At 54.5% G+C, this 24,466-nt stretch carries 24 protein-coding genes and 3 pseudogenes; 8 read left to right on the top strand and 19 right to left on the bottom strand.

Going from position 1 to position 24,466, the window contains the following annotated elements; all coding sequences use genetic code 11:
- Nucleotides 1–52 precede the first annotated feature (52 nt).
- The gene (locus ACLI4M_RS14995; protein ID WP_413449729.1) at nt 53–1,216 is read right to left on the bottom strand and encodes an ATP-binding protein; all 1,164 of its coding nucleotides are present in this window, start codon (nt 1,214–1,216) and stop codon (nt 53–55) included.
- Complete coding sequence (locus tag ACLI4M_RS14990) at nt 1,213–1,908, bottom strand: response regulator (protein WP_133624312.1); 696 nt, start codon at nt 1,906–1,908, stop codon at nt 1,213–1,215. The genes ACLI4M_RS14995 and ACLI4M_RS14990 overlap by 4 nt, the downstream gene beginning before the upstream one ends.
- Nucleotides 1,909–2,032: 124 nt before the next feature.
- On the opposite strand from ACLI4M_RS14990, the gene ACLI4M_RS14985 reads away from it, so the two are divergent.
- Nucleotides 2,033–2,818, top strand: coding sequence for a MipA/OmpV family protein (locus ACLI4M_RS14985; protein WP_133624313.1), 786 nt, complete (start codon nt 2,033–2,035; stop codon nt 2,816–2,818).
- Nucleotides 2,819–3,029: 211 nt separating this feature from the next.
- On the opposite strand, the pseudogene ACLI4M_RS14980 reads toward ACLI4M_RS14985, so the two are convergent.
- Nucleotides 3,030–3,326, bottom strand: a pseudogene (locus ACLI4M_RS14980) (LacI family transcriptional regulator); the annotation flags it as partial.
- A gap of 578 nt (nt 3,327–3,904) precedes the next feature.
- The gene (locus ACLI4M_RS14975; protein ID WP_413449728.1) at nt 3,905–4,564 is read right to left on the bottom strand and encodes a DUF421 domain-containing protein; all 660 of its coding nucleotides are present in this window, start codon (nt 4,562–4,564) and stop codon (nt 3,905–3,907) included.
- Between the two features lie 518 nt (nt 4,565–5,082).
- On the opposite strand from ACLI4M_RS14975, the gene ACLI4M_RS14970 reads away from it, so the two are divergent.
- Nucleotides 5,083–5,976, top strand: coding sequence for a GGDEF domain-containing protein (locus tag ACLI4M_RS14970; protein ID WP_133624315.1), 894 nt, complete (start codon nt 5,083–5,085; stop codon nt 5,974–5,976).
- Nucleotides 5,977–6,400: 424 nt separating this feature from the next.
- Nucleotides 6,401–6,774: pseudogene (locus tag ACLI4M_RS14965) on the top strand (tyrosine-type recombinase/integrase); the annotation flags it as partial.
- A gap of 61 nt (nt 6,775–6,835) precedes the next feature.
- Here the strand turns inward: ACLI4M_RS14965 and ACLI4M_RS14960 are convergent.
- A complete protein-coding gene (locus ACLI4M_RS14960; RefSeq protein WP_133624316.1) occupies nt 6,836–7,714 on the bottom strand; it encodes a LysR family transcriptional regulator in 879 nt (292 codons plus the stop codon).
- A gap of 100 nt (nt 7,715–7,814) precedes the next feature.
- On the opposite strand from ACLI4M_RS14960, the gene ACLI4M_RS14955 reads away from it, so the two are divergent.
- Entirely contained in the window at nt 7,815–8,789 is a 975-nt protein-coding gene (locus ACLI4M_RS14955; protein ID WP_048916984.1) for a nitrilase family protein, read from the top strand.
- 127 nt (nt 8,790–8,916) lie between these two features.
- On the opposite strand, the gene ACLI4M_RS14950 is transcribed toward ACLI4M_RS14955, so the two are convergent.
- From ACLI4M_RS14950 to ACLI4M_RS14940, 3 genes are read right to left on the bottom strand one after another with little or no spacing between them, the layout of a single operon-like run.
- The gene (locus tag ACLI4M_RS14950; RefSeq protein ID WP_048916985.1) at nt 8,917–9,564 is read right to left on the bottom strand and encodes a DUF799 domain-containing protein; all 648 of its coding nucleotides are present in this window, start codon (nt 9,562–9,564) and stop codon (nt 8,917–8,919) included.
- Nucleotides 9,564–9,914: a DUF4810 domain-containing protein gene (locus ACLI4M_RS14945; protein WP_133624317.1), complete on the bottom strand. Its 351-nt coding sequence runs from the start codon at nt 9,912–9,914 to the stop codon at nt 9,564–9,566. The genes ACLI4M_RS14950 and ACLI4M_RS14945 overlap by 1 nt, the downstream gene beginning before the upstream one ends.
- Nucleotides 9,915–9,931: 17 nt before the next feature.
- Nucleotides 9,932–10,606 (bottom strand): CsgG/HfaB family protein, encoded by a 675-nt coding sequence (locus tag ACLI4M_RS14940; protein WP_133624318.1) that lies wholly within the window; start codon nt 10,604–10,606, stop codon nt 9,932–9,934.
- A gap of 326 nt (nt 10,607–10,932) precedes the next feature.
- Between ACLI4M_RS14940 and ACLI4M_RS14935 the strand changes: the two genes are divergently transcribed.
- Entirely contained in the window at nt 10,933–11,256 is a 324-nt protein-coding gene (locus tag ACLI4M_RS14935) for a cell envelope integrity TolA C-terminal domain-containing protein (protein WP_133624319.1), read from the top strand.
- Here ACLI4M_RS14935 and qhpR read toward each other — a convergent pair.
- Complete coding sequence (qhpR, locus tag ACLI4M_RS14930; RefSeq protein WP_133624320.1) at nt 11,253–12,320, bottom strand: AraC-like transcriptional regulator QhpR; 1,068 nt, start codon at nt 12,318–12,320, stop codon at nt 11,253–11,255. The genes ACLI4M_RS14935 and qhpR overlap by 4 nt on opposite strands.
- 163 nt (nt 12,321–12,483) lie before the next feature.
- Nucleotides 12,484–13,488, bottom strand: coding sequence for a phosphotransferase enzyme family protein (locus ACLI4M_RS14925; RefSeq protein ID WP_048916990.1), 1,005 nt, complete (start codon nt 13,486–13,488; stop codon nt 12,484–12,486).
- Nucleotides 13,489–13,721: 233 nt separating this feature from the next.
- Here ACLI4M_RS14925 and eat point away from each other — a divergent pair, with 233 nt between their 5' ends.
- Nucleotides 13,722–15,086 (top strand): ethanolamine permease, encoded by a 1,365-nt coding sequence (eat, locus tag ACLI4M_RS14920; protein WP_133624321.1) that lies wholly within the window; start codon nt 13,722–13,724, stop codon nt 15,084–15,086.
- A gap of 83 nt (nt 15,087–15,169) precedes the next feature.
- Here the strand turns inward: eat and mak are convergent, their stop codons facing one another.
- Nucleotides 15,170–16,075, bottom strand: a complete 906-nt coding sequence (mak, locus tag ACLI4M_RS14915) for a fructokinase (protein ID WP_048916992.1) — start codon at nt 16,073–16,075, stop codon at nt 15,170–15,172.
- A gap of 146 nt (nt 16,076–16,221) precedes the next feature.
- Here mak and rdgC point away from each other — a divergent pair, with 146 nt between their 5' ends.
- A complete protein-coding gene (rdgC, locus tag ACLI4M_RS14910; protein ID WP_099753599.1) occupies nt 16,222–17,133 on the top strand; it encodes a recombination-associated protein RdgC in 912 nt (303 codons plus the stop codon).
- Between the two features lie 69 nt (nt 17,134–17,202).
- On the opposite strand, the gene ppnP is transcribed toward rdgC, so the two are convergent.
- The 7 genes and pseudogenes from ppnP to aroL all read right to left on the bottom strand — a co-directional run bounded on the left by ppnP (nt 17,203) and on the right by aroL (nt 22,941).
- The gene (gene ppnP / locus ACLI4M_RS14905) at nt 17,203–17,493 is read right to left on the bottom strand and encodes a pyrimidine/purine nucleoside phosphorylase (RefSeq protein ID WP_413449727.1); all 291 of its coding nucleotides are present in this window, start codon (nt 17,491–17,493) and stop codon (nt 17,203–17,205) included.
- 100 nt (nt 17,494–17,593) lie between these two features.
- Nucleotides 17,594–18,272: pseudogene (locus ACLI4M_RS14900) on the bottom strand (AroM family protein).
- Nucleotides 18,273–18,276: 4 nt separating this feature from the next.
- A complete protein-coding gene (locus ACLI4M_RS14895) occupies nt 18,277–19,206 on the bottom strand; it encodes a DUF1177 family protein (protein WP_133624322.1) in 930 nt (309 codons plus the stop codon).
- 13 nt (nt 19,207–19,219) lie between these two features.
- Nucleotides 19,220–20,779 (bottom strand): OPT/YSL family transporter, encoded by a 1,560-nt coding sequence (locus ACLI4M_RS14890; RefSeq protein ID WP_133624323.1) that lies wholly within the window; start codon nt 20,777–20,779, stop codon nt 19,220–19,222.
- A gap of 203 nt (nt 20,780–20,982) precedes the next feature.
- A complete protein-coding gene (locus tag ACLI4M_RS14885; RefSeq protein WP_133624324.1) occupies nt 20,983–21,768 on the bottom strand; it encodes an IclR family transcriptional regulator in 786 nt (261 codons plus the stop codon).
- A gap of 322 nt (nt 21,769–22,090) precedes the next feature.
- On the bottom strand, nt 22,091–22,282 hold the full coding sequence (locus ACLI4M_RS14880; protein WP_048916999.1) for a YaiA family protein: 192 nt from the start codon (nt 22,280–22,282) through the stop codon (nt 22,091–22,093).
- Between the two features lie 134 nt (nt 22,283–22,416).
- Nucleotides 22,417–22,941, bottom strand: coding sequence for a shikimate kinase AroL (aroL, locus tag ACLI4M_RS14875; RefSeq protein WP_133624325.1), 525 nt, complete (start codon nt 22,939–22,941; stop codon nt 22,417–22,419).
- Between the two features lie 302 nt (nt 22,942–23,243).
- On the opposite strand from aroL, the gene ACLI4M_RS14870 reads away from it, so the two are divergent.
- On the top strand, nt 23,244–23,936 hold the full coding sequence (locus tag ACLI4M_RS14870) for a DUF2076 domain-containing protein (RefSeq protein ID WP_133624326.1): 693 nt from the start codon (nt 23,244–23,246) through the stop codon (nt 23,934–23,936).
- A gap of 42 nt (nt 23,937–23,978) precedes the next feature.
- Here ACLI4M_RS14870 and ACLI4M_RS14865 read toward each other — a convergent pair whose 3' ends face one another.
- The gene (locus ACLI4M_RS14865) at nt 23,979–24,428 is read right to left on the bottom strand and encodes a YaiI/YqxD family protein (RefSeq protein WP_048917002.1); all 450 of its coding nucleotides are present in this window, start codon (nt 24,426–24,428) and stop codon (nt 23,979–23,981) included.
- Nucleotides 24,429–24,466 lie beyond the last annotated feature (38 nt).

The raw sequence follows: 24,466 nt of genomic DNA, 5'->3' as shown, positions 1-24,466 counted from the left end.
AATAAACCATCAAGAAAGCGTCAAGATCAGCACTTTTTTCCTTACCCGGCCTTCAGGTAAGGCTGAGGGTGATAATCAGCCCTCCCTGCGCTTTCTGTTCCGCCCTGATACTTCCGCCGTGCGCTTCGCACACCGCGCGGGCAATAGACAGCCCTAAACCACTGCCGCCGGAATGGCGCGCGCGCGAGGCTTCTTCCCGGGTAAAGCGTTCAAACATCAGCGGTAAAAATTCGCTGTCCACACCTGGGCCAAAATCTTCAAAGATGACGTCGTAACCCTCGTGTCTCTTAACCAGATTAATCTCCAGGCGCTGGCCTTCTGCGGCATAGCGCAAGGCATTTTCCATCAGGATGGTGAACACCTGTCCAAGACGGAAGGGATCGCCGGTGTAGCTGCAGACACTCGACTGCCCAAGGCGGATATCAAATCCGATCGGGGTCGTCTGAGGGGTGAGCCAGGCTGCACGCTCACGCAACAGTTCGGTCAGATCGACCGGAGTTTTATCAAGATTAAGCTGCCCGGCATCCGCCAGTGAAAGCAGGTGAAGCTCATCTATCAACCGGTTTAAGTGCAACAGCTGTTTCATGACCATTTGCAGCTGTCGCGGCTCGGGCTGAAACACCTCGTCCAGCATGCCCTGCAGCCTTCCCACCGCCGCGGTCAGAGGTGACCGTAATTCATGTGCCATGGCCACGTGTGACGCCCGCAGTTCCCGCTCATAGCGCGACAGCTGCAGCATCATGGCATTAAAGTCATCCGTAAACTGAACCAGTTCAAACGGGGCATACTTAACGGCTCTGGCACGCGTGCTGAAATCCCCCCTAGCCACGGCCTTCGCCACCTGTGCCAGTTCGCTGAACTGCGAGGAGAGCGGGCGTGCCGCTTTTAAGCCGAAAAAGACAATAAAAGGAATGACCACCACCACCAGGATGCTGACCATAATCCAGTCAGCGCTGGCGATCGACGGATCGGAGTAGCGCGCTCCCCAGCCTGCATCAACAATCTGATGAAAGCGCGCCAGATTAAGTTCCGGATTATCACGCAGCACGTAAAATTCGGCCCTGAGCGCAGGAGACATATGGTGTAGCACCCAGAGGTTTTCAATGGCAAAACGCAGCCACATACAAAACGCAATAACGATAACGCTGCCAATGGCCAGCGCCAGAATACGGATACAAATCCAGCGCCAAAGTGACGGATAGTGTTTTGAATTCATGGCTGTCTGAACCGGTAACCGACGCCGCGCACATTAACCAGTACGTTAACAATACCCGCCGCTTCGAGCTTTTTACGTAAGTTATAGATATGCGTGTCCACCACCCGCTCAAGCGCCTCGCTTTCCGGCAGGCAACTTTCCAGCAGGTGCTGACGGGAAAACGGGCGGGTCGGCGTGCGCATCAGCGTGGTGAGCACGGAAAACTCCGTCGGCGTCAGTTCGAGCCAGGCAAGCCCGCCAGCGGGGGTCCTGACGCCAGCAGTGAGGGCCTCAGCATTCACTTCAAGCTCCTGCCACCGGAGGACCGGAGCGGATTTTTCAGCTGACGACATGCGGCGCATCACCGCCTGCACCCGTGCCACAACTTCGGCAGGATTATAAGGTTTAACAATATAATCATCGGCACCGAAACGTAGCGCACCGATTTTATCGGGCATGTCCCCCATTGCCGTGACCATGATAACCGGAACGGTACTTTCCCGGCGCAGGGCGACCAGCACCTCCGTTCCCTTCATGGCGGGAAGCATCACATCCAGCAGAATGAGATCCGGCTTCCAGGCCTGGGCGGCTGCCAGCCCGGCAAGGCCGTCATCCGCAATCATGACCTCATAGCCTTCACGTTTTAAATAAGCATCGAGCACGTCCGCCGCATCGGCGTCGTCCTCAATAATCAGGATCCGCTTTGTCTGCATTTTTTCGCCTTGACCGTTTCTTCATAAATCCCTGACAGTTTATTGACACTGCCTCTTCATAATTCGGCTTTCAGTCGCGGCTGCAATCCGCTTCCAACGCTACGTTTGGGTGATGAGGAATGACATGATATCCAGAAAATTACTACTGCACATTACCTGTTTCGGTCTGTGCACAACAGTGCTCCCGGCGCTGGCTGACGCGGCCTCGCCTGCCCCGACGTTGACTATCGGCATGGGCGCCCAAAGCGCGCCGCGCTACAGCGGTTCGGACCAGCGCCACTGGCTGGCTGGCCCTGTGGTTCAGGCACGCGATGGCGCATTTTTCTTTGATTCGCTCAAAGGCGTGGGGTACGACCTGCAGGCGGATAACGGGTTATATCTGGAACATACGCTGGGCTATGCCCTCGGCCGCTCGGACAAAAACTCCAGCTGGCGCGATGGCGCGAATAGCCTCAAAGGCATGGGAAATATCGCTGCAACAGTGAATACCGCTCTCGCCGTAGGCTGGTCAGCAACGCCATGGCTGTCGTTTGAGGCCAGGGCTACCCTACCGCTGACGGACGGACAGGGGGTGCATTATCAGACCTCCGTCACCCTGCTTCCGCTACAAAACGACAGCGACACCGTGGCACTTCAGTCGGCAGCACTCTTTGGCGACCGGCGCTATATGAACACCTTTTATGGCGTCAGCCGCGAGCAAAGTAACCGCACTGACTTCGCACCCTATCAGTCCGCCGGGGGGTTTTATGGCGTGGACAGCAGCCTGACCTGGAGCCACCAGTTCACGCAACACTGGGGCGGCGTGGTCAGTGCCGATTACACCTGGCTTGACGACAAGGCCAGTAACAGCCCGATTGTGATCAAGCACGGCGGCCTGACGTACAATCTGGGGGTGCTGTATACCTTCTGATGGGCTGAATTACATGCGTGGCACGTCGTCTGCAAAGACGACCTGTCTAACACCGGTTAAAGAAGGCGGTTCAGATGAAATTACAGCACTTAGCTGCCTGTCCGTATAGAGAGTAGCGATAAGTGAATAGCGAACATTTATAATTAATGCACGCTCTGAAAGAGCATGAAAATAATCATACCGTCACTATTTTCACGACATATCAGACGTCTCAGGAAGATTTGAGCACTAGCACGGCATAGCGGCATATTTCATCTGTATCATTTCTGAAAACACAATCGGCGGGATAGCCAAGCTCCAGACAATCACCAGAATGCATCTCGAATGTATGGGCTCCTTCCTCAAATGTCAGACTGCCTTTCAATACCCATATAAGCTGGCGTCGAGAGAGATATGACATGGCCGGCATCGGCACGGCGGTGTTAGCGGGAAGTTCCACGCTGACCAGGTCTACAGGGATTTGTCCCGGTGAAACATGCCGACGAATGTAACCCGTTTCAGGATCCTGTCAGAACGGGCTGTTTTTCATATCTTTGAGTACAGTAATTTTTCCGACCTCGGTTAGCCCACGTAGCTTGATTAAAGCGCTCCCTTCATGCTGACGTTCATGGATTAAAGAAACTTCGAATATGCCCGAATAAATCATACGCTCCGAAGAGCATTCGGGTTTATAAGTCAACTTCCTTTTTTGAACACAACTCTGATGGCTTAGCTTTTGAAATGATGCTCAGATTAAGATCATTAAATGGCCTTATCGTACGTTTCCGTAGGTTTAGTCTATGAATAACCAGAGCCATGGTCGCAGCGGAAACCGCCTCCTGCAAGCGTCACTGACTGAGATGGCGCTGAGTATCATCCGGGAACACTATTCCGATTTTAGACCGGCGGAACGCCAAAACGTGGTAGATGCGGTGCTTCAAAAAGTCTGACAACGCTGCAACATGATGCGTTACGGGTATAACGGCCGATCGCTGATTACGAGAAAAGCGGTGGGTTACCGCCAAGCACATCATAAAACCAATACCGGAGGCTCTAAAACGGTATTGGTTTTAGTTAACTAAGTTAGTCGATAGCTTTAAAAAAGTTCTATGAGCGCGATTTCAATACTTCCCCATCATTCAGGATAAACGTTAAACGTCCACTCCAAAACTCTGCGATAAAGATATCCTCATAATCAAGTGAGGCTTTTTTCATTTCAACTTCAAGCCACTGTACATTTTTTTCAATTTCACTGAGTGCATGCTCACGGACTTTACCATCTTTCATAATGATAACAAACGGCATCTCTGAACCCTCGCAGACTGCCGTTATTTGCCCGTTGGGTTCAATCTGAGCGTAATAGATCTCCTGAAAGGAATGAATGCCCTTCGCATGAAGTTGAGATGACACGTTCAAAATATCAATTTTATTCTTGTTATCAGATATATTTTCGACTAAAAACCTGCCTTTCTTAATAATAGGTATCGGTTGGCCTATGGCCATACTTCGAAAAAAATTTACATGCTTGCTTATTGCATTCAGTAATGAAATCAGAAACACCCCAATAAGGAGCACGATCAGATACTGATACAAAGGTATGGAGTCGCTGTAAATGACGCCTCCGATTATTCCACCCAGTACGAAGTTCCCGATAAAATCTATCGGCGTCATCTGCGACAGTTGGGTTTTTCCTGAAAGGTTGAGGTGAGTAATGACGATCACAAACCCAATTATGAACTTGACCAACACAAATCCGTAGTATTCCATATGACGCTACTCCCACACACGGTTTCTTGAAAACGAGGCACGGCATTGTAAGTTTATTGGTAACAATTTTACGATAGCAACTTCGGAAGTGCCAGAAAGAAGCAGTTATTACATATAATATTTTTCATAAAATTATCTGATTGATAATTTCCTTCAACTCTCTGAAAGATGTCGGAAAAGTAGTTTTCACTATTTCTCTTGATATTAATAATATCAGATTCTGATAACTACTTAAGATTTAAGATTATAGCTGGGAAACCACTTTCTTTTAATATAAGGATGTTTTGTTTATAGCTTGCTCAGCGATGATTTACAATTATTTATTTGACATTTGATGAGTTATAACTTTTTTCGTTAAATTAAAGAAAACAAAAAAAACCAGATGTTATTTAATTGCAATTAATTTGTTGCATATTGGTTAAATAACGAAATATATTGTATTTATGTTAGTACTTCTAAAATTCTTATCTATCCCTTATGATAAACTTTATGCATTCTCATTAGGGCAAGGTATAAATATGAACTTTTCTGATAAATTAATCCACGAGATTGACAGCGTAAAAGGTCTTCTCTACAGAACCATAATTTTTTATACGGCATTTTCTACAGGATTGGTGTTCTTTCTGGGAGCAGATAAAATCATCTCATCACATATTACTATTTACCTTTTTTTAAATTTATTGACAATAATTATCCTGACATGGTTTATAAGAAAGTCATTCAAAATAGAGATACACGGGAAAAATTTAATTACATTTCGCGTCGGGCTTTTTTTACTCTTAAACTCTACTATCGTCACTATGGTCGGTGGCTTGAAAATTATTGATAATGATATTACTTCTCTTGTCTCTGCCGTATTGTATGTACCTGCAATGATATTTATCATCTACTCTTTCAATAATTTTATCAGTTATGTTAATGGCAGGTATAAATCTGTAGTAGAGCTCTCTTTAACAGATGAACTTACCGGACTTCCCAATAGAAGATATCTAAACCTCAAACTTAGAGACCTGGAGGATAAGTCAGGTGCAATATGCATTATAGATATTGATGACTTTAAGATGATTAACGATAATTATGGTCATGAAATGGGGGACAAAGTGCTTAAAAAATCGGGACTTATACTAAAGAAATTTGCATGTAAAAATATATTAGTGGCCCGTTCAGGTGGAGAGGAATTTGCCATTGTGTTAAAAGAGGGGGCGGCTGTAAACATTCTGGCAGAAAGGATAAAGAAATCCCTATCTTTAAGCAGCGCTGATGGCATCCCGACTACAGTCAGCATTGGCGTAGCATTGAAAACAGAGAATCAGACATCTTCATCGTGCCTCGCTTCTGCAGACGCAGCACTATATAGATCCAAAAGGAATGGTAAAAACAGAATTACTTATTCCAACGATCATAATGAATAAAAGATCAGTCAGGCGCAGTGTTAATTAACAATATTTCACTTAAAATACAAAAAACCAGCCATGTACTATGCATTTTTATGCATTCGAAGAATCTAAACGTTATGAAAATAAAGTTATCGTCGCACCATAAGACAATTACTTTTTAACAAACCCTGTATTTACTTTTGATAATGATTGTTAAATTGGAGTTTATGCTAATCTGTTTATACTTTGTTTTTAAAAACCTCAATCTAGCCGAAGAGACAGAACGTTATACAAAAAATTAGTTAAACTTTAATTTAGGATATTGTAACGGTACTCCCCTCAGGCAGAGATCAAATCCCCAGCAGCTCTAGATTAGAAGTACTCCTTCTTCAGGGTATTAATGGATAATATGACACTGAGAATAAAAATCCTCCGCAGAGAATGACAGGAAAAAATCTTAAGCGGCGTGACGTCCTGCTATCTGCTGGCGCCGGAAGTAAGCGCCCTGCTCCACTATATGCCTGACTTCAAACACCATTTTCTTTTCTGCACCCTGTGTAACACCGGTACGCGCATCGGGAAGCCTGCAGCAGGAGTCAATCGTACTAAACGGTCCCCGCCCCTTTGTTCGTATTCTTCGAAGAAGGTCAGAAGCCAACGTAGCCGCCCGTCGAAAGATGCCGTCACCTGGTCCCGCTCACCGATCGCGACTACGTGCATCAGGTTCTGACCTGGTTAGCCACCGAACGTCAGAAGCGGCGAGAGCCGCTATTGTCGGTTACCGATGAGACCCTGCGCGGCTGTCTTAAGGCGACAGTAAGCCGTGCGGCCGCTGGCTTGATCTCACCTTCATGCAATTGCGGTTAGATTCGCGGGAATGCCCCCGCAAGGCTGATTACGCGCTTTCGACCGCAATACGCTTTCTTATACTGGCAATAAAATTATCGCGAATGACATTCTCCTTGTCGGCATTCCAGGCAATGCCAACTTTCCAGCTTATTGACTTGCCTGTTAACGGAATAATAACCCGTTCCGGTGGCGCGATATGCAGAACGCTGTAGGGCAAAATGGCAACACCGGTACCCGCGATCACCAACGCGACAATGGTATGTATATCATCAGCCAGCTGGGTGGAGGAGATAAAAAGACCGTTATCATGCAGAAAGCGGTCAATCTGCGCATTTAATCCCTGCCCGCGATCAGCATGAAGACGTAACAAAGGAGATTTTTTTAGCCAGTCAGCAGCAGACAATGATAACGACGGCGTTGCGGGGGCCATCAGAACCAGCCGATCGGTAAATAATGGCAGGTATTCAAGCGCTATCGGTGGTGGAACCCTGACAAATCCTACCTGAAGCTCATCATTTTGCAGCAGCTCGTACTGGAGGAAGGAGGGAAGATCCGTCAAAGACATCTCTATTCCCGGATAGTCTCTGCGAAATTCAGCAATACAGCGTGGTGCCAGATAAAAGCTGGAGAGACCAAATCCAACGGCGATATGCCCCTCAATACCGGCCGATACCCGCCCTGCGTGATCCATAAACACCTGGGCTTGCCTGACTACTTTTTCAGCCTCTGGCAATAAGCATCTTCCCCCGGCGGTCAGTGTTGCGCCGTGACGCCCGCGTGAAAAAAGTGGCACCTTCACCGTCGCCTCAAGAAGATTGATCTGCTTGGTCAATGCGGGTTGCGAGATAAACAGTGCCCGGGCCGCGTCGGCATAATTTCCTTTTTCGGCCAGTAGCAAAAAGGCCTTTAGCAACCGGATATTCAATTTTTCATTCCAAAAGGTTATCGAAAACGGAAATCATTTGATTATACAGTTATTGCCAATCGTTATGTAATTCAGTTTCGATAACAACTGGAGAAGCATCATGCACGCGCTGACGTCCTTAAAGGCTGCAACCGTACAGTTTCAGCATCAGGCAAATAACAAAAAATATAATCTGCTGATAATGGAGAAGTTTATTGAACAGGCGGCCATCCAGCAGGTGAAGATCCTGACGTTTCCAGAAATGTGTATCACCGGCTATTGGCATGTCCCTAAGCTCACCGCAGCGGAGGTTTCCGCACTTGCAGAACCGATCGCCACCAGCCCTTCCCTGATGTTAATTCGCGCTCTGTCGATAAAACATCAAATGCTTATTGGCGCCGGTCTGATTGAACGCGCCGATGATGGCCGCCTTTATAATGCGTACGTTGCCTGTATGCCAGACGGCTCAATGCAGACGCATCGAAAACTTCATGCCTTTGAGCATCCGGCCATCAGCAGCGGTGACAGGTTTACCGTTTTTGATACTCCCTGGGGAGTAAAAGTAGGGATCTTGATTTGCTGGGACAATAATCTGGTGGAAAATGTGCGCGCTACGGCATTGCTGGGTGCCGATATCCTTCTCGCGCCACATCAAACAGGCGGCACCGATTCCCGCAGCCCTTATGCGATGAAACCCATTCCGCTGTCGCTGTGGGCGGAACGGGAAACGCGCAAGGAAGAAATTACTGCTGCATTCAAGGGGGCAAGCGGTCGGGAATGGCTGATGCGATGGTTACCTGCCCGTGCGCACGACAACGGGTTATTTCTTCTCTTTAGTAACGGCGTAGGCGCAGATGATGACGAAGTCCGCACGGGCAATGCCATGATCCTCGATCCTTACGGGAGGATCATTAATGAAACCTGGGCTGCTGAAGATTTTATGGTGAGCGCTGAACTGGATTTAAGCCTGCTTGCCATGAGTACCGGACGTCGCTGGATCCACGGCCGCCGTCCTGATTTATACCAGATCCTGACACAACCGCAGGGTTATGAACGGGATGCGATCAGCGCACGATTTTCAGATGAGATACCGTAATCTGATAGGTGAGTGAAAAGAACACAGGGTCGTTATTGAAGGTAAGGCCGTGACGTTTATGAAGGCGCAGATCTGCGTGCCAGACTAACTTATCAGGGCCGCAGGGGGTTCCCCGCGGCCCTGACCGTTACAGCGCGGACACCGGCAGCGCGCGCGGGCCAGGCAAAATACTGCCGTTAACGCCATCAGCGGTCAGCATCCCGGCAGCGGCCAGAACCGCAACGTCATGGCTTTTGTCGCTCACGCTGCTGGCAATCTGCTTGATGGCCGCACTGATGAGCATGCCGAGTGGACCCGCGTTGTTATTGTCCTGAGCATCGGTGGCATAGCCAGTACCGGACCAGATCTGCTTACCGCTGCGCAGGTCAACCAGGCGTGCAGCCGCTTTGACCTCGGTCACGCTATCCACCAGCATAAATTTGGTGCCGTAGCTGCTGACATCAATATACAGCGCCGCGTCCGCGTTGAAAATTTCACGCAGTTTGGCGGGGCTGACACTCTGCGCATCGGCGGCGCTGCTCAGGCCGTTCTGCTCGAAGGTTTTATCCACCACCGCCACCGGGAACACGTAGTAACCGGACTCGGCCAGCGGCGCAGTGACGACCGACACCACGCTATGAGCCGCATTCACATCCGGGCTGCTATTCGTCGCGGGCAGAACCACAATGGAAGCCGGCTTACTGGCGCGAAAAGCGCTGTAGTCATAAGGCTTAGGTTTGGCACAGCCGCTTAACAGCACAGCGCCGGCGACAATCATCAGAGACCAGAGCTTCATTATTTTTTCACCTTATTACGCATCAGGAAATCCATATAGGCCGCAGACTCCGGGAACTGGGTTTTTTCGGCGTTAAACTGCTGGAAAGCCAGATCAGGACGGCTGGTATCGACATATAGCAGGCCAAGCTGGGCGTGCAGACCAGGGGGAACCGGTTTATTTTTCGCCTTTGCCTGCTCAACAATCGCATTCAACGATTCAATTTGCTGCTCGGGTGATTTATCGCGCTGATAATAGCTGTATAAAGTGGATTGATAATCGCCCCAGTAATAGACGCTCTGTTTCTTTTGCGCGCAGCCGACAACGATTAGCGCAGCACAGGCCACGCCAAGAGTTTTTAACACGCTCATGGTTTATTCCCTTATTATTATTTCGCCGGGCGCCATGCGCCGGACTCAATTCCATTGACCAGATGATTGACCGCTTCGCGAATGGCTAAATCCATCACCTTACCATTCAGCGTGGAGTCATAGCTGGCGGTGCCGCCGAAGCCGATAATTTCACGGTTAGACAGGCTGTATTCTCCGGCGCCCTGAACGGCATAGACCACTTCAGAGGTGGTCACATCGACGACGTTAAGATTCACTTTGGCATAAGCGACCTGAGATTTGCCGCGGCCCAGGATGCCCCACAGCTGCTGGTCACCCACCTCTTTGCGGCCAAATTCGGTAATGTCACCGGTGATAACATAGTTCGCGCCTTTGATAGTCTGCTTGCTGCCTTGATAGCCCGCTTCTGCCTTGAGTTCTTCAAGGTTGGTGCGGTCCATGACATTGAAGCGTCCGGTCTGCTGCAGGTGGGTAATCAGGATGGTTTTAGACTGGTTTCCCAGGCGGTCCACGCCGTCAGAGAACACCCCATTCATATAGGCGGAGCGATTATCGAATTTGCCCACGGCAATCGGGCTTTTTACTCCCTGATATTGCGGCTGAGCGGCGGCAGCCACCTGAGGGGCTTCAATAGAGCGTGAGGATTCGGTGGCACAACCGGTTAACAGTACGGTGCCGAATAAGCTAACAACAGCAAGGCTGGTGGGTTTCATTTTAATCCCTGAATGAAAAATGCAGCGAAAATCCCGCACCAGACAAATTAATATCATCTGGAAATAATAAACGCGAGAATTACAGATAAAGGTGAGAATGCGGCGCCAGAATAACACAGGCAGTTCTTGCAAATAAACCGAAATAGTCAATTAATTTAATTGATTAACGGTAATATATACAGCCGAACTAAACCGCCACAACCCCTTAAGGCAAATTTAAGAGAAAATTCTGTAAATCACTTTGCCAGAATGATTTTTGTTTGCTGTCTGCGCGGGTCCGGTACAATGCGACATTATTTATCGCTTTAATTCTGGGGCAAAGCGCAATGTATAAACCTTATTTGACTCTGGGCCTGCTAATCGTCGGCGTTATATTAAGCGGATGTCACGCCACTGCGCGCAAAAACGATCGCTATCTCGCCGCGATGCAGCAAGGCATACAGCGCCATTTCACCGATGCCCACCGCTATCAGGGTAAGGTTTGCCGCGTGACGCTAAAGTACGGTGCGAACCAGCGCTACCAGGTGCTGCGCACCGAAGGTGATGAGTTGCTCTGCCTGAAAACGTGGAGCCTGGTGGCCAGCGCGCCCGATCTGCCCGCGCCGCCGCCTGAACTGGCTGACGGCGTGGCGATTGATTTTCGCCCTTAGCCCGCCAGCTCGTCCTGTCGCCACTGGCGCGGGCTGATGCCGAACCAGCGGCGAAAGGCGCGCGAAAAGGCGCTGACTTCGGAGTAGCCCAGCAGCAGCGCCATCTCGGAAATCGGCAGCTGGCGCTGCTGTAGATAGTGTTTCGCCATCTCACAGCGCACGGCATCCACCAGCGCGGTAAAGCTCAGCCCCTCTTCGCGCAGGCGGCGCTGCAGTGACCAGCTCGACAGCCCCATCTTATCCGCGACCTCTTCCAGCACCGGCTCGCCCTGCAGCATCACCCGGTGCACCTGCGCACGCGCCTGGTCGACAATATTCTGCTGCGGCGTGGCGCTGTTCAGGCGGCGGATCGCATCCTGCATTACGCCAAGCAGCAGCGGATCGCTGTCGGGCATCGCGCGGGCGAGATCGCGTTTCGGTATCAGCAAGGAGTTAAACGGCTGGTCGAAATAGACCGGGGCATCAAAGGCTTTGCAGTGTTCGTGCCACTGCGCCGGGCGCGGATGTTCAAAGTGAACCTCACGCGGCGCCCAGTGTTTACCGGCCACGTGGCGGATCAGGTTCATAAACATCCCCAACGTCAGCTCGGCATCCTGACGGCGGCAGAGAATGGCGCCGTGGCGCACCTGATAATCCAGCCGCCAGCAGTCCCCCTTGTCCACCAGCCGGGTCAGCGTATCGTGCTGGTGCCAGGGAAAAGCATGCGCGACGTTTTGCAGCGCCTGCTCCAGCGTGGCGCTGCACAGGCCAATGTAGCCAATCAGACCTAATGACTGTGGTTTAAACTGCCTGCCGTAGTGTAAACCGAAGTTATCACAGCCTGAACTGCGCGCCGCCTCTTCCATCACCCGGCAGTAGTTGATTAAGCCAAGGCTGAGGGTGGGCTGCGCCAGCAGCTCCGGGTCGATACCGCTGACGCCAAAGATACGATCGACATCGCCGCCGCTGTGGCTGATAAAGTCGCTCAGGCCGCTGGCGGCGGCGGCGAGCACGCCGCGGTTGGCGACATTGCCGCTGTGCAAGACGTGGCTGATTTCAGGGCGTGCCAGTTGAGTATGTAACATGTGATTGTCTCCTGCTGCCTGGGGTACTCCCCTCTCCCCGTATACAGAGCAAATTGCGTACCAACCGCAACATCAGACAATTCGCGTGCTTGCGTATGGCTATCCGTGCGAAAAGAGCACCGTGGCAGCACAAAGTGCCCGTCCACGGTGCAACGTGGCGGGTTTATGCGCCGACCGGCAGCTGCGACGTTTCCAGATAACGGCGACACAGGCGCACTGAATGATCCGCCCACTGCGGGCCGAGGCTGTGCGCCATCTCCGTTTCCGCGTGCGATCCCGCCCAGGCCAGCAGCTGAATGCGGCGCTGGATCAGCAGCGTCGGCACCCGATCCATCTCCGCATCGCTGATATGCGCCACCTGCTCATAGCCGGTGATCCAGTTGTCGACCCACTCTGCGGCGCGCGGATGGTGCTCAACAAAGCTGATTGCAGCCGCCAGGTCGTGCAGATACCAGCCGAAGCCGCAATCGTCAAAGTCGATCACCCGGGTTTCGCCCTTGTGCAGCAGCAGGTTGGTCAGGCGCAGATCGGCGTGGATCAGGCCGTAGTTGTGCGGCGCTTTGCCAAACTCCGCCAGCTCGGATCCCACTCTGGCGATCGCCTGCTCAACGATCGCCCGGTCGCCGATGCGCAGATTGGGGGCATCGCGCCAGTCGCCCCAGTGGCTTTGCGCACTGACCATGGTGTGATGATCCCAGATAATGCGCTGGAACCCGGCCGGCTGTTGCCAGCGGCGGCTGTGCTGATGCAGGCGCGCGGTGATATTGCCGAGCTGGCGAAAGGCGCGCGGGTCGACATCGGTGCCCGGCATCTCGCCCTCAATCCAGTGGAACAGTACCGCGTGGCGCACCGTTCCCTCTTCCAGCACCAGCGTTTGCACCGTTTCCCCTGCGCTATCCGCCACCGCCTGCGGCACCTCGATGCCGGTTTCGCGCAGCGCGTCCAGCCACTGCAGCTCGCTGACGATATCGGCGTATTGGTGATAGTCGGGACGGTGCAGGCGCAGCGCATAGCGTTTACCGCCCGCTTCCAGCAGGAAAGTGGCGTTTTCCGAGCGGCACAGCAGGCTCAGCTTGCCCTGCAGAGCGGCGGGATAGCGGGCCAGCGTGCGTTCGGCCAGGCGCTGCAGCGCGTCATTGTTCAGGGTGTCATTTTGTTTGGCAGTCATTATCTGGCTCCGCAATCGAGGTTGAACGATGTCTCTGTGATAACCAGCATCCGATCGCCCGCCCTTTTCGGCTTGACCGCAGACGACCCTGTTTTGACCGTAGCGTACATCTGGCGCTTTTTTTGCAGCGTAGTTGACCGCAGCGCGCAGAAATCATCACGCCCGCGTCAAGTTTCCCCCCTCGGGGAGCTGCATTATCGACCCACTAACACAATAATGACGGGGATAACGGTATGACGAGCACACTCAAACCCACGCTGGGCACCATCCATTTGTGGGGGATTGCGGTAGGTCTGGTGATTTCCGGGGAATATTTTGGCTGGAGCTACGGCTGGGGCGTAGCGGGTACGCTGGGCTTCCTGCTGACCACGCTGATGATCGCCCTGATGTACACCTGCTTTATTTTCAGCTTTACCGAACTCACCACCGCTATTCCCCATGCCGGCGGCCCTTTCGCCTACAGCCGCCGCGCCTTTGGCGAAACCGGTGGCCTGATTGCCGGGATGGCAACGCTGATTGAGTTTGTCTTCGCGCCCCCGGCTATCGCCATGGCGATCGGTGCCTATCTCAACGTGCAGTACCCGGAGCTGAACCCGAAATATGCGGCGGTCGGCGCCTATATCGTCTTTATGACGCTGAATATTCTTGGCGTAAAGCTGGCAGCGATGTTTGAACTGGTGGTGACCGTGCTGGCGGTGCTTGAGCTGCTGGTATTTATGGGCGTGGTGGCGCCGGGCTTCAGCATTGCCAACTTCGCCGCCAACGGCTGGGCGGGCGGCGAGCACTTCGGCATGCCTGCGCTGTCGGGGATCTTCGCGGCGATCCCGTTTGCTATCTGGTTCTTCCTCGCGATTGAGGGGGCTGCCATGGCCGCCGAAGAGGCGAAAGATCCGAAGCGCACCATCCCACGTGCCTATGTGGGCGGGATCCTGACGCTGGTGGTGCTGGCGATCGGCGTGATGCTGATGGCGGGCGGTGCAGGCGACTGGCGCACGCTGTCTAACATCAATGACCCGCTGCCGCAGGCGATGAAAATGATCGTCGGCAATAATTCCAACTGGATGCATATGCTGGTGTGGATTGGCCTGTTCGGCCTGATTGCCAGCTTCCACGGCATCATTCTTGGCTACTCGCGCCAGTTCTTTGCGCTGTCGCGCGCCGGATATCTGCCAAGCGGTCTGGCGAAGCTGTCACGCTTTCAAACTCCGCACCGCGCAATTATTGCCGGTGGAGCGATCGGCATTGTCGCCATCTTCAGCGACGGCTGGATTAACCTGCAGGGCATGTCGCTGACGGCGGCGATGATCACCATGGCGGTGTTTGGTGCCATCGTGATGTACATCATGAGCATGCTGAGCCTGTTCCGCCTGCGCCGCACGGCGCCAGAGCTGGAGCGCACCTTCCGCGCACCGGGTTACCCGGTGGTGCCGATGATTGCGCTGGTTCTGGCGGTGGTGTGCCTGATCGCGATGCTGTGGTTTAACGCGCTGATTGGCGCTGTTTTTGTCGGCCTGATGGCGATCGGCTATCTGTGGTTCCTGATGACCAAAAGCCACCGCGATAATGCCCCGCACGACGTGATGCTGCAGGGCGAATAACGGTTTCGGCGATGTTAACCGGCCTTACGGGCGGACCGGAAAAGAGGGTCCGCCCCTACATTGCTGTAGGGGGCCCCGTCAGATCACAACGGCCACAGCCACGCCGCCCCGCGCACGCCGCTGGAATCACCGTGGACGGCGCGGCGGATCGGGGTGGCAAACTCGCCGCCGAACACCCAGTTTTTCACCAGCTGCGGCACCGTCTGATACAGGCGCTCAACGTTGCTCATCCCACCGCCCAGCACGATCATATCCGGGTCGAGGATGTTCACCACGTGCGCCAGCGACTTCGCCAGCCGCATCTCGTAGCGGCTCATCGCCAGCTCGGCCACCGGGTCCTGCTGCTCCAGCCGCTTGATAATCTCCGCGCCTTTGAGATCGATGCCGCTCAGCCGCTGGTAATCCGTGGCAAAGCCGGTGCCGGAGATAAAGGTTTCGATGCAGCCCTGCTTACCGCAGTAGCACGGCACCTCTTCGCGGTAGCGCAGCTCGTCTTCATCCATCCACGGCAGCGGGTTGTGCCCCCACTCGCCGGCGTTGCCGTTTCCGCCGCTGTGCGCCTGGCCGTTCAGCGCCACGCCTGCGCCGCAGCCGGTGCCGATTATTACCGCAAACACCGTCTGCTTACCGGCAGCGGCACCGTCGACCGCTTCCGACACCGCCAGGCAGTTGGCATCATTGGCAATGCGCACTTCGCGCCCCAGCCGCTGCTGCAGGTCTTTATCCAGCGGCTGACCGTTCAGCCAGGTGGAGTTGGCGTTTTTTACCCGCCGCGTAAACGGCGACAGCGTGCCGGGAATGCCCAGCCCAACGCTGCCCTGCTGCCCGGTCTCCTGCTCTGCCCGCTTTACCAGCCCGATGATGTTCTCCACGGTCTTGTCATAGTCGTCACGCGGCGTGGGGACGCGGTAGCGGAACAGTTCTTCGCCGTGGTCAGATAAGGCAATCACTTCTGTTTTGGTGCCACCTAAATCAATACCAATACGCACTTGTTATTCCTCATTATTTGACGGTGAGATCACTACCTTAGAAGGCGGCAGGCGGAAAGGCAATGAAACCCCGCCGCCGATTCGCTATCATGCGCCCTGACTTTGAACTCGCGCGCCTTCTTGCGCGCACAGAGAGGGAATGCAGCATGCTGTGGTTTAAAAATTTGATGGTCTATCGTCTTAGTCGCGACATTCCGCTGGTAGCAGACGAGATGGAAAAACAGCTCGATGCTTTCTCTTTCACCCCGTGCGGCAGCCAGGATATGTCGAAAACTGGCTGGGTCTCGCCGATCGGTCCGCGCAGCGAAGATCTGACCCACGTCACTAACGGCCAGATCCTGATCTGCGCGCGCAAAGAAGAGAAAATGCTGCCTTCGCCGGTGATCAAACAGGCGCTGGAAGCGAAAATCAGCAAGCTGGAAGCCGAGCAGTCGCGCAAGCTGAAAAAAACCGAGAAAGACTCACTGAAGGATGAAGTGCTGCACAGCCTGCTGCCGCGTGCCTTCAGCCGCTTCAGCCAGACGTATGTCTGGATCGACACCGTGAACAACCTGATTATGGTTGACTGTGCCAGCGCGAAAAAAGCCGAGGATACGCTGGCGCTGCTGCGTAAGAGCCTGGGGTCACTGCCGGTGGTGCCGCTGACGCTGGAAAGCCCGATTGAGCTGACCATGACCGAGTGGGTGCGCTCTGGCGAGCTGCCTGCCGGTTTCGCGCTGATGGATGAAGCCGAGCTGAAAGCGATTCTGGAAGATGGCGGCGTGATCCGCTGTAAGAAGCAGGACCTGGTGTGCGATGAGATCGCCAACCATATCGAAGCGGGCAAGCTGGTCACCAAGCTGGCACTGGACTGGCAGGAGCGCATCCAGATGGTGCTCTCCGATGACGGTTCTATCAAACGCCTGAAGTTCGCCGATATTCTGCGCGAGCAGAATGACGACATTGACCGCGAAGACGTGACCGGGCGTTTTGATGCTGACTTTATTCTGATGACCGGCGAACTGGCCGCGCTAATCAGCAATACGGTGGAAGCGCTGGGCGGGGAAGCCGAACGTTAATTGACCTTGCTGGCGACGCATGCGTCGCCAGTACGCGCAGGGGCCGGGCATGCCCGACCCGCTACATTATCAATCTTTCAGATAACGACACAGATAGGCAAACGGCTCAGCCACCTGCAGATGGAATTCACTGTGGCCCGGCACGTTAAATACCTCACCCGGCGCATATCTTTTCCACTCGGCTTCACCCGGCAGCAGCACTTTCAGCGAGCCGCTGACCACCGTCATCTCTTCCGCCTGAGCGGTACCAAAGGTGTATTCACCTTCCGCCATCACGCCAACGCTGGCGCGGCCGGTCGTGGCGCTCTCGAAGCCAATTGACTTCACTTTACCGTCAAAATACTCACTAACATTGAGCATATAAATTCCTTAAAATCAGAGACAAAGGTAAGCTGGCAGTGTAGTGGCATAATTGAGCGGCTGTCACGCACTATTGCGCATCAGCCGCTGCAATCGTGACTCAGACCAGTAATTCTGCCGCCAGTTTGGCGACCAGCACGTTCGAAAGTAGTACCGGAATACCCAACAGTTTTTGCAGGAAATCACGGTGACGCTGGTGATAACCGATACAGTCCAGCACCACCACATCTGCCCCTTGCTCCTGCAGCGACAGCGCAGCATCAATCAGCGTCTCATCGCTGGCCAGATACGGGCTGGCAACGGCGAAACAGGGTGGCTGCGTCAGGTTTTTCCACTTGTTGGCCTGCTCCTGAATCTGTTCGGCCACCGGCACCACAATCCCCACCTGATGACCATCGACAATCGCCTCGATCAGCGGCGGGATAATACGGTCCGGCTCCAGCAGTATCGCCTCACTGGCGTACAGTTTGCCGAACTCACCGGTGCATAACAGCAGGATAGTGCTAAACCCCTCATCTTCCAGCTGCAGGATGCGTTTTTGCAAACCGCGCTCCACTTTACTCGCCGCCAGCGTCACCTGGCTGCCGTCGGTCAGCCTGGAGACCAGCACCTTCTCGCCGTTCTGACGGCGCGTACTGCTCAGCAATTTGCCCGGGCGTGAGGCCATCCAGCAGCCCGGAGTGGGCAATCTGTTCTTCGGGCAGGTACTCCAGCAGCAGCGGCATAATATCCGTGCGCGGGGACTGCCCAATCGTCAACGTCACCAGAGAGGGATTCATAAGCTTAATTCCGCGAGCTAAGATGGCTCAGGCTGCCGTACAGCGCCAGCAGGCGCGCATACTCTTCGGCGTCGTAAAACGCGCAGCTGCCCCGTCCGAACTCTTTTGCCACTTCCACCGCGAACTTCACGGCCAGCGCGATATCGACTTCATGGCTGGCGCCGGTACCACAACCGGGAACCACCGACTCGCTACAGATTGCCACCCCCACCACCGGCACATCGGTTGCCGTTGCTGGCTGGAGGATGCTGTTGAGGTGATACACACCGTTGCCGTACGGCGTAATATCCTGCGTGGTGATCGGGAAAGTCACTGCCGGACGGCCGCTGGTCATCTCCATAATGCGCAGTAAGTCTTCCGATACGCGCAGGATATAACCCTGCTTAACCGTCGGCGACAGCGCATACCCTTTGTGGTTGAGGATGCGGTTGCCCTTGGTGGTATCTATGGAAAGAATAGCATCTGTGCCGGGCACCACTTCATTATCGTTCATGGTGACGTCGTCGATCGGCGAGTCCATAAAGTCGACCGGCTCGTGCGGGCGGGTTGGCGCATTCGGGCAGATATGGGTGGTGATGATGACGTCACCCGCCAGAAAATCGCCTTTACGCTGCATCTCGGCCAGCTTCAGCGCACTGCTGACGGCAGCGACCGCACCATCGGCGTCCGACACCATGCCGATACGCGTTGGCCGTGCGCCAATGCCGCCCAGACGGCCGATAATCCCCAGCGTGGGAGCAGTCCCCCCCCGGCTCTTCCCTGCGCTGCCGGTCAGGGTGATGCGCACGAAATCGGTCTGCCCTTTCGGGCCGCTGACGCGCTTAACGCTGGCGCAAACGCCCGGGTAGCCGCTGAACAGATCCGCGACATCCTGCCCGCTGACGCTGGCGCTATCCAGTAGCTCAAAAACCTGCAAAGTCTGCTGCAAACTCATGTCGTTACCTTAATTATCGTTTGGTGCCGCTGCTGAAAAGGGAGTTAAAAAAGCTGTAAAGCGCATCACCGGCAATAAATCCGGCGGCCATCACTTCCATCGGCGTACGCCCGCGATCGCCCCAGATACGGGTAATGATCAGGCGCAGCACGATACCCGTGACCACAGCCCAGCCGGCCATTGCGTTGAAGATCAGCAGGCCGGTCGCCAGCAGAACGCCGAGCTGACGCTTCGGCCCGCCGATCAGCTGGATCACTGCGCCAGGGATCGCCCAGATCAGTAAGTTATGCGCGATACCCGGTTCCGCTCCGGCCTGAATGGTTTTGGCATACACCCGCGCCACCGGCGGGATCAGATCCTGACTAAAGAAGCTGGCATGGGCGAACCACACCACGGGGATCGAGACGACAAAGGCGATCAGCGCGGCAAACAGCTGTATGCGCCGGCCCCACAGCTCCTGCTGCAGATCGCGACCCTGCCCGCGCAGCACAAAGCCGGCTTTCAGGTCATAACCCATATCAGCAAACGCCGGTCCGGTGGCGGCGGTGAAGCCGGTAAGCACGCAGAGCGCCAGCGGCGGGAAGCCGATCAGGATACCGATGATCAGGGTGATCAGGGCCACGGCAAAAGCCGGGAACCAGCCGGAGTGCATCGCCGCAATGCCCACCAGCAGCTCGTGAACAAAGGCCGCAAAGGCGGCATAGATGATGAAGGCGAGCAGCATCGGCAGTGACATCTGCGCCCACAGCCCGGCGCTCAGCGCCAGCAGGGCAGCAATCGCCAGGTAGCCCACCGTTCCCAGTCCCAGCGCTTTGCGCACCTCTGTATCCGGGCTGGAGTAAACCGTGGTGTCGCTCTTTTTGCTGCGGATCACCTGTACCACCTGAATCAGCGCCACCAGCCCGGCGCCGACCATCACGCCGTGCGGAATATAGTTAGCGTTGATATCAATCCCGGCAATCGGCTGGGCGTAGGCGCGTAACAGTAAGCCGATGCCAAACATGCTCAGCGCCCAGATATTGCCGATAAACGCGGTACCAAAGGCCGCCATCGGGATTTTCAGCACTGAGCCGACGATGCCGCCGAGCACGCCGACCAGCAGCAGCCAGGCATGGCTGCCGCCTTTATCGCCCGCTTTAATCGCTTCCGCCGCCGCCACGCCCGGTGGCCATGCATTGCTGGCCGGGAAAACGCGGGTATCAAACAGGCGATACAGCAGGTAAGCATCCAGCAGCATCGCCGCACTCACGCCGACAAACATCGGCAGGATAAGCTGTGGCTGCCCCATAACCCACGGCACGGCAATCGGCATCAGCAGGCTATTCGCGGCGCCGAAGGTGGCAGAAGAGATCGCCGTCTGCGCAAGGTTTTGGGTATGAATCGATCGATAGCGCTGGAAGGCTTTGAGTGGAATACGTGCCAGCAGCATCGCCAGCAGGGCGCCGATAATAGAGGTGTTAGGCGTCACGCCCAGCGTGGTTAACAGCTGCACGCCAATAATGGCGCCGAGCACTGAAAGTAGAAGCAGCACCACAATGGTGCCAGCATCCTTTAAAGGATTATCCTGCCGCATATTTTCCCCGGTAAAGACCCTGTCCGATGGTGATGGAATGATGTTTTTTGCCCGTGGCAAAATAGTCCCCCGATACTGCGGGGGGATATTTTGCTTATTATCACTGGTCTCTGAGGACCTTATTAGAATGTTGTATTATTGACGGTACTGCTAATGCCCTGGTGAGGCGTACTTGATATCCATAAGGGGATATCAGGTGATGATTACACGGTGGCGGAAATAGCCATCGTATTGGCGAGATCGCCATATTTCCCTGCCAGCTGACGCGTGACCATCTGCAGCGCATCCAGCGTGGCGGAGGAGTATGGCGGCTCCTGATTTTGTGAAGGGAACGACAGGCACAGCGCCACAGTTTCCCCCCGATGTTTGTTAGTAATCGTGGTGGCAAGCGAGCTGATGCCCTGCAGGGTCTCATTGCGTGCCAGCGCATAACCCTGTTCACGAATGCGCGCCAGTTCGGCCAGCAGCTGCTCCAGCGTTTGCGGCGAATTAGGGGAACTCACCTGCCAGGCTCCGGCATAGAGCTTGCGCACGAACTCATCGCTATAGCGTGCCAGAATGGCGCGGCCGACCGAGGTTTCTGCAGCCGGTAACCGGCTGCCCGGCGGGGTCACTACCTGAATAAACATCCGCCCCTGGAACATACGCATCACCATAATCTCGCGCCCTTCCAGCACCGAGATATAGCCGGTACAGCTGGACTCTGCGGCCAGCCGCGCCATCATGGATGAGGCACCATCGACCAGCGGCGTCGAGAGATAATGGCTGGCCAGCGACAGCAGCATGCGCCCGACATGGAAACAGCGGGTTTCCGCATCGCGCTCCAGCAGCCCTTCGTTTTCCATCGTCGACAACAGGCGCGAAACGGTACTTTTTGGCAACCCTAATGCCTCAACCACATCAGTAAAGGTCAACCCTGGCTGGCCCTGAGTCAGGCCGCTGCGGTTAAACAGTTTGAGTACGGCGGAAGCATTTTCAAGCGTGCTCATCGGGTAGTTCCACTATTAGGAACTGTTGTTCCTGTTTCTGATAAAATTAACCTACGGCGCGCACGCCTGGCGGTCAAGGATTAATTTCATTCGGCTTTAAGGGGAGGAAAAAGGATAATCAGGTGCCGCGGGGCGATGAGAATTTATTATCCCTGATGCAGATTAAAAAATAAAAATATATGGCGGGATCCCGGGCGTGACCAGCGAAATATGCTGCGATGGATATTGAGAAAAATTAGCGGAAGTGCGGGTAAAGAAATAATTAATAACGCCAGGTGATAGTGTGCCAGCCGCTGGCGTCCCTGCCAGGGCGGAGTGAGGATTACTCTTTTTCAGCATCCTCATAGCGCTCTTTAGCATCCAGCGCCTCCTGATGACTCTCATGCTCGCTGATCAGCGAGTCAGGTTTCGGATGGTCAGAACGCAGCTCATACCAGACAACGGATTTGCCGGGTGCGCCCTTTTCAACCTCTACAATATGTGCTTCGCGTGGATATGGCGGTCTTCCTGGCATACTCATCCCCTCTTGGCTGTCAGAAAAAGCACGCGAAAGAGATCCCTTTCACGGCGTGGCCAGCAAACCGGCCACTGTCAAAGTATAGACAAGCACAGCGCTTTATCGCGCAGGAGGGGGAGAAAAAGGCGAAGTTAACTGGCGCGAGCGAGGGAGAGTGCGCTAACGATCTGGCTGACAACCGCTTCTGGCGACTGCATCGCATCGATAATATGGTGCGCCGCCTGCTGATAAAGCGCATCACGCGCCGCCAGCACTTCGACCATCTCTTCGGCAATCGGGCGCCCGGTCAGCGTCGGGCGCTGTTCGGCTTCCGGGTAGGCTTCCAGCCGCGCCGCCAGCACCGCTGCATCCGCATTAAGATAGACCACCTGCCCCTGCTCGCGCATGAACTGGCGATTCTCTTCGGCCAGCACCATCCCCCCGCCGGTGGCAATCACCGTCCCCGGCTGCGTAACGGATTTCACAGCGAGGGTTTCACGACGGCGAAATCCTTCCCACCCTTCGGCGCTGACAATGTCCGATACGCTCTGGCCGCTGGAGAGCTGGAGGTAATGGTCGGTGTCGCAGAAAGCGTACCCTAATGCCAGAGCAAGAGCCTGACCCACGGTGGTTTTACCGCAGCCACGTGCGCCGATCAGATAAATGGGTAATGACATAACAGGCACTTCCTTAACGATTCCGACGCGGGTCATCGCGCACCGAGGGGCAAACATTGAAAAACGTTGACGCATGATACCGGACATTATTCACCGGGACCAGCAGTAACGTTTTCTGTACAGCAAGCAGGGAGAAAAACCTCAATAACACGATGTTTTGAAAAGAAAATTACAGTTGTATCATTTACTTTACACAATAAATAAGCCGCGTAAGGGGGTGCAACATTTCCTTACTCCGATTGCATTTACTTTCACCGGCGGATAGTCAGAATTAACCTATCGCCCGTTTTCGGAGGAACCCCATGCAGAGCGAAGAACAACAACTGATCGAAAGCCTGTTTACCCGCTTAAAACAGGCAGAGTCACAGTCCGGCCCGCGCGACGCCGCGGCGGAAAAACTGATCCAGCAGCAGGTGCAAGCGCAACCCGGCGCGCCCTACTACATGGCGCAGGCCATCCTGATCCAGGAAGCGGCAATGAAGCAGCTTAACAGCCGGGTGAGTGAGCTGGAAGCGAAGCTGGCACAGGCCCAGCAGCCCCAGCAGAACAGCGGCGGTTTCCTCTCCGGGCTGTTTGGCGGCGGCAGCCGTTCGCAGCCGCAGCCGGTCCAGCAGCCTGCGCAATCAGCGTGGGGAAATGCGCCCGCCCAGCCACAGCAGCAGCCCGCCTATGCCCAGGCGCCCGCGGCCCCTGCTGCCGGGCGTGGTTTCCTTGGCGGCGCCCTGCAAACGGCGGTCGGCGTTGCCGGCGGCGTAGTGATGGCGGATATGCTGACCAGCATGTTCCACCACTCGCAGCCGGAAGAGATTGTAAATATCATTAACGAACCGGCGATGCCGGACCCGCAGTTTGATAATAATCTCGATACCTTTAACGGCGGGGATAATCAGTCCTTCCTCAGCCAGGATAACGGCCTGCAGCAGGATTACGCCAGCGATAACGACTTCAGCAATGATGCGTTTGGCGATGATTTTGATGACGACAACTTTGTCTGACCGCTAATACCCTCTCCCGCCCGGCGGGAGAGGGTCTCGCCACTACTTACGCTGCTGTTGTAACCATTTATCCAGTTCATTGGCAAACTGCTGACGATCGCGCTGGTTGAGCGCCGGCGGCCCACCGGTCTGCACCCCGCTGGCACGCATGGTATCCATAAAGTCACGCATGGTCAGCCGCTCGCGAATGGTGGCTTCGCTGTAGCGTTCACCGCGCGGATTCAGCGCAATCGCGCCCTTCTCCATCACTTCGGCCGCCAGCGGAATATCGGCGGTGATCACCAGATCGCCCGCTTCCGCACGGCGCACAATTTCGTTGTCGGCCACGTCAAAGCCCGCCGGAACCCGCAGCGTGCGCACAAAGCGCGATGGCGGCACGCTCAGCCCCTGATTCGCCACCAGCGTCACCATCATCTGCTCACGCTCGGCTGCACGGTACAGCACTTCTTTGATCACTTTCGGGCACGCATCGGCATCCACCCAGATTGGCATCGCCATTTCCTTATAATATTGAGTCGGGAATAGCGCGA

The sequence above is a fragment of the Erwinia sp. LJJL01 genome (assembly GCF_047300805.2).
Taxonomy (GTDB): Bacteria; Pseudomonadota; Gammaproteobacteria; order Enterobacterales; family Enterobacteriaceae; genus Erwinia; species Erwinia aphidicola.
This window is presented reverse-complemented; position numbering and strand designations above follow the sequence as displayed.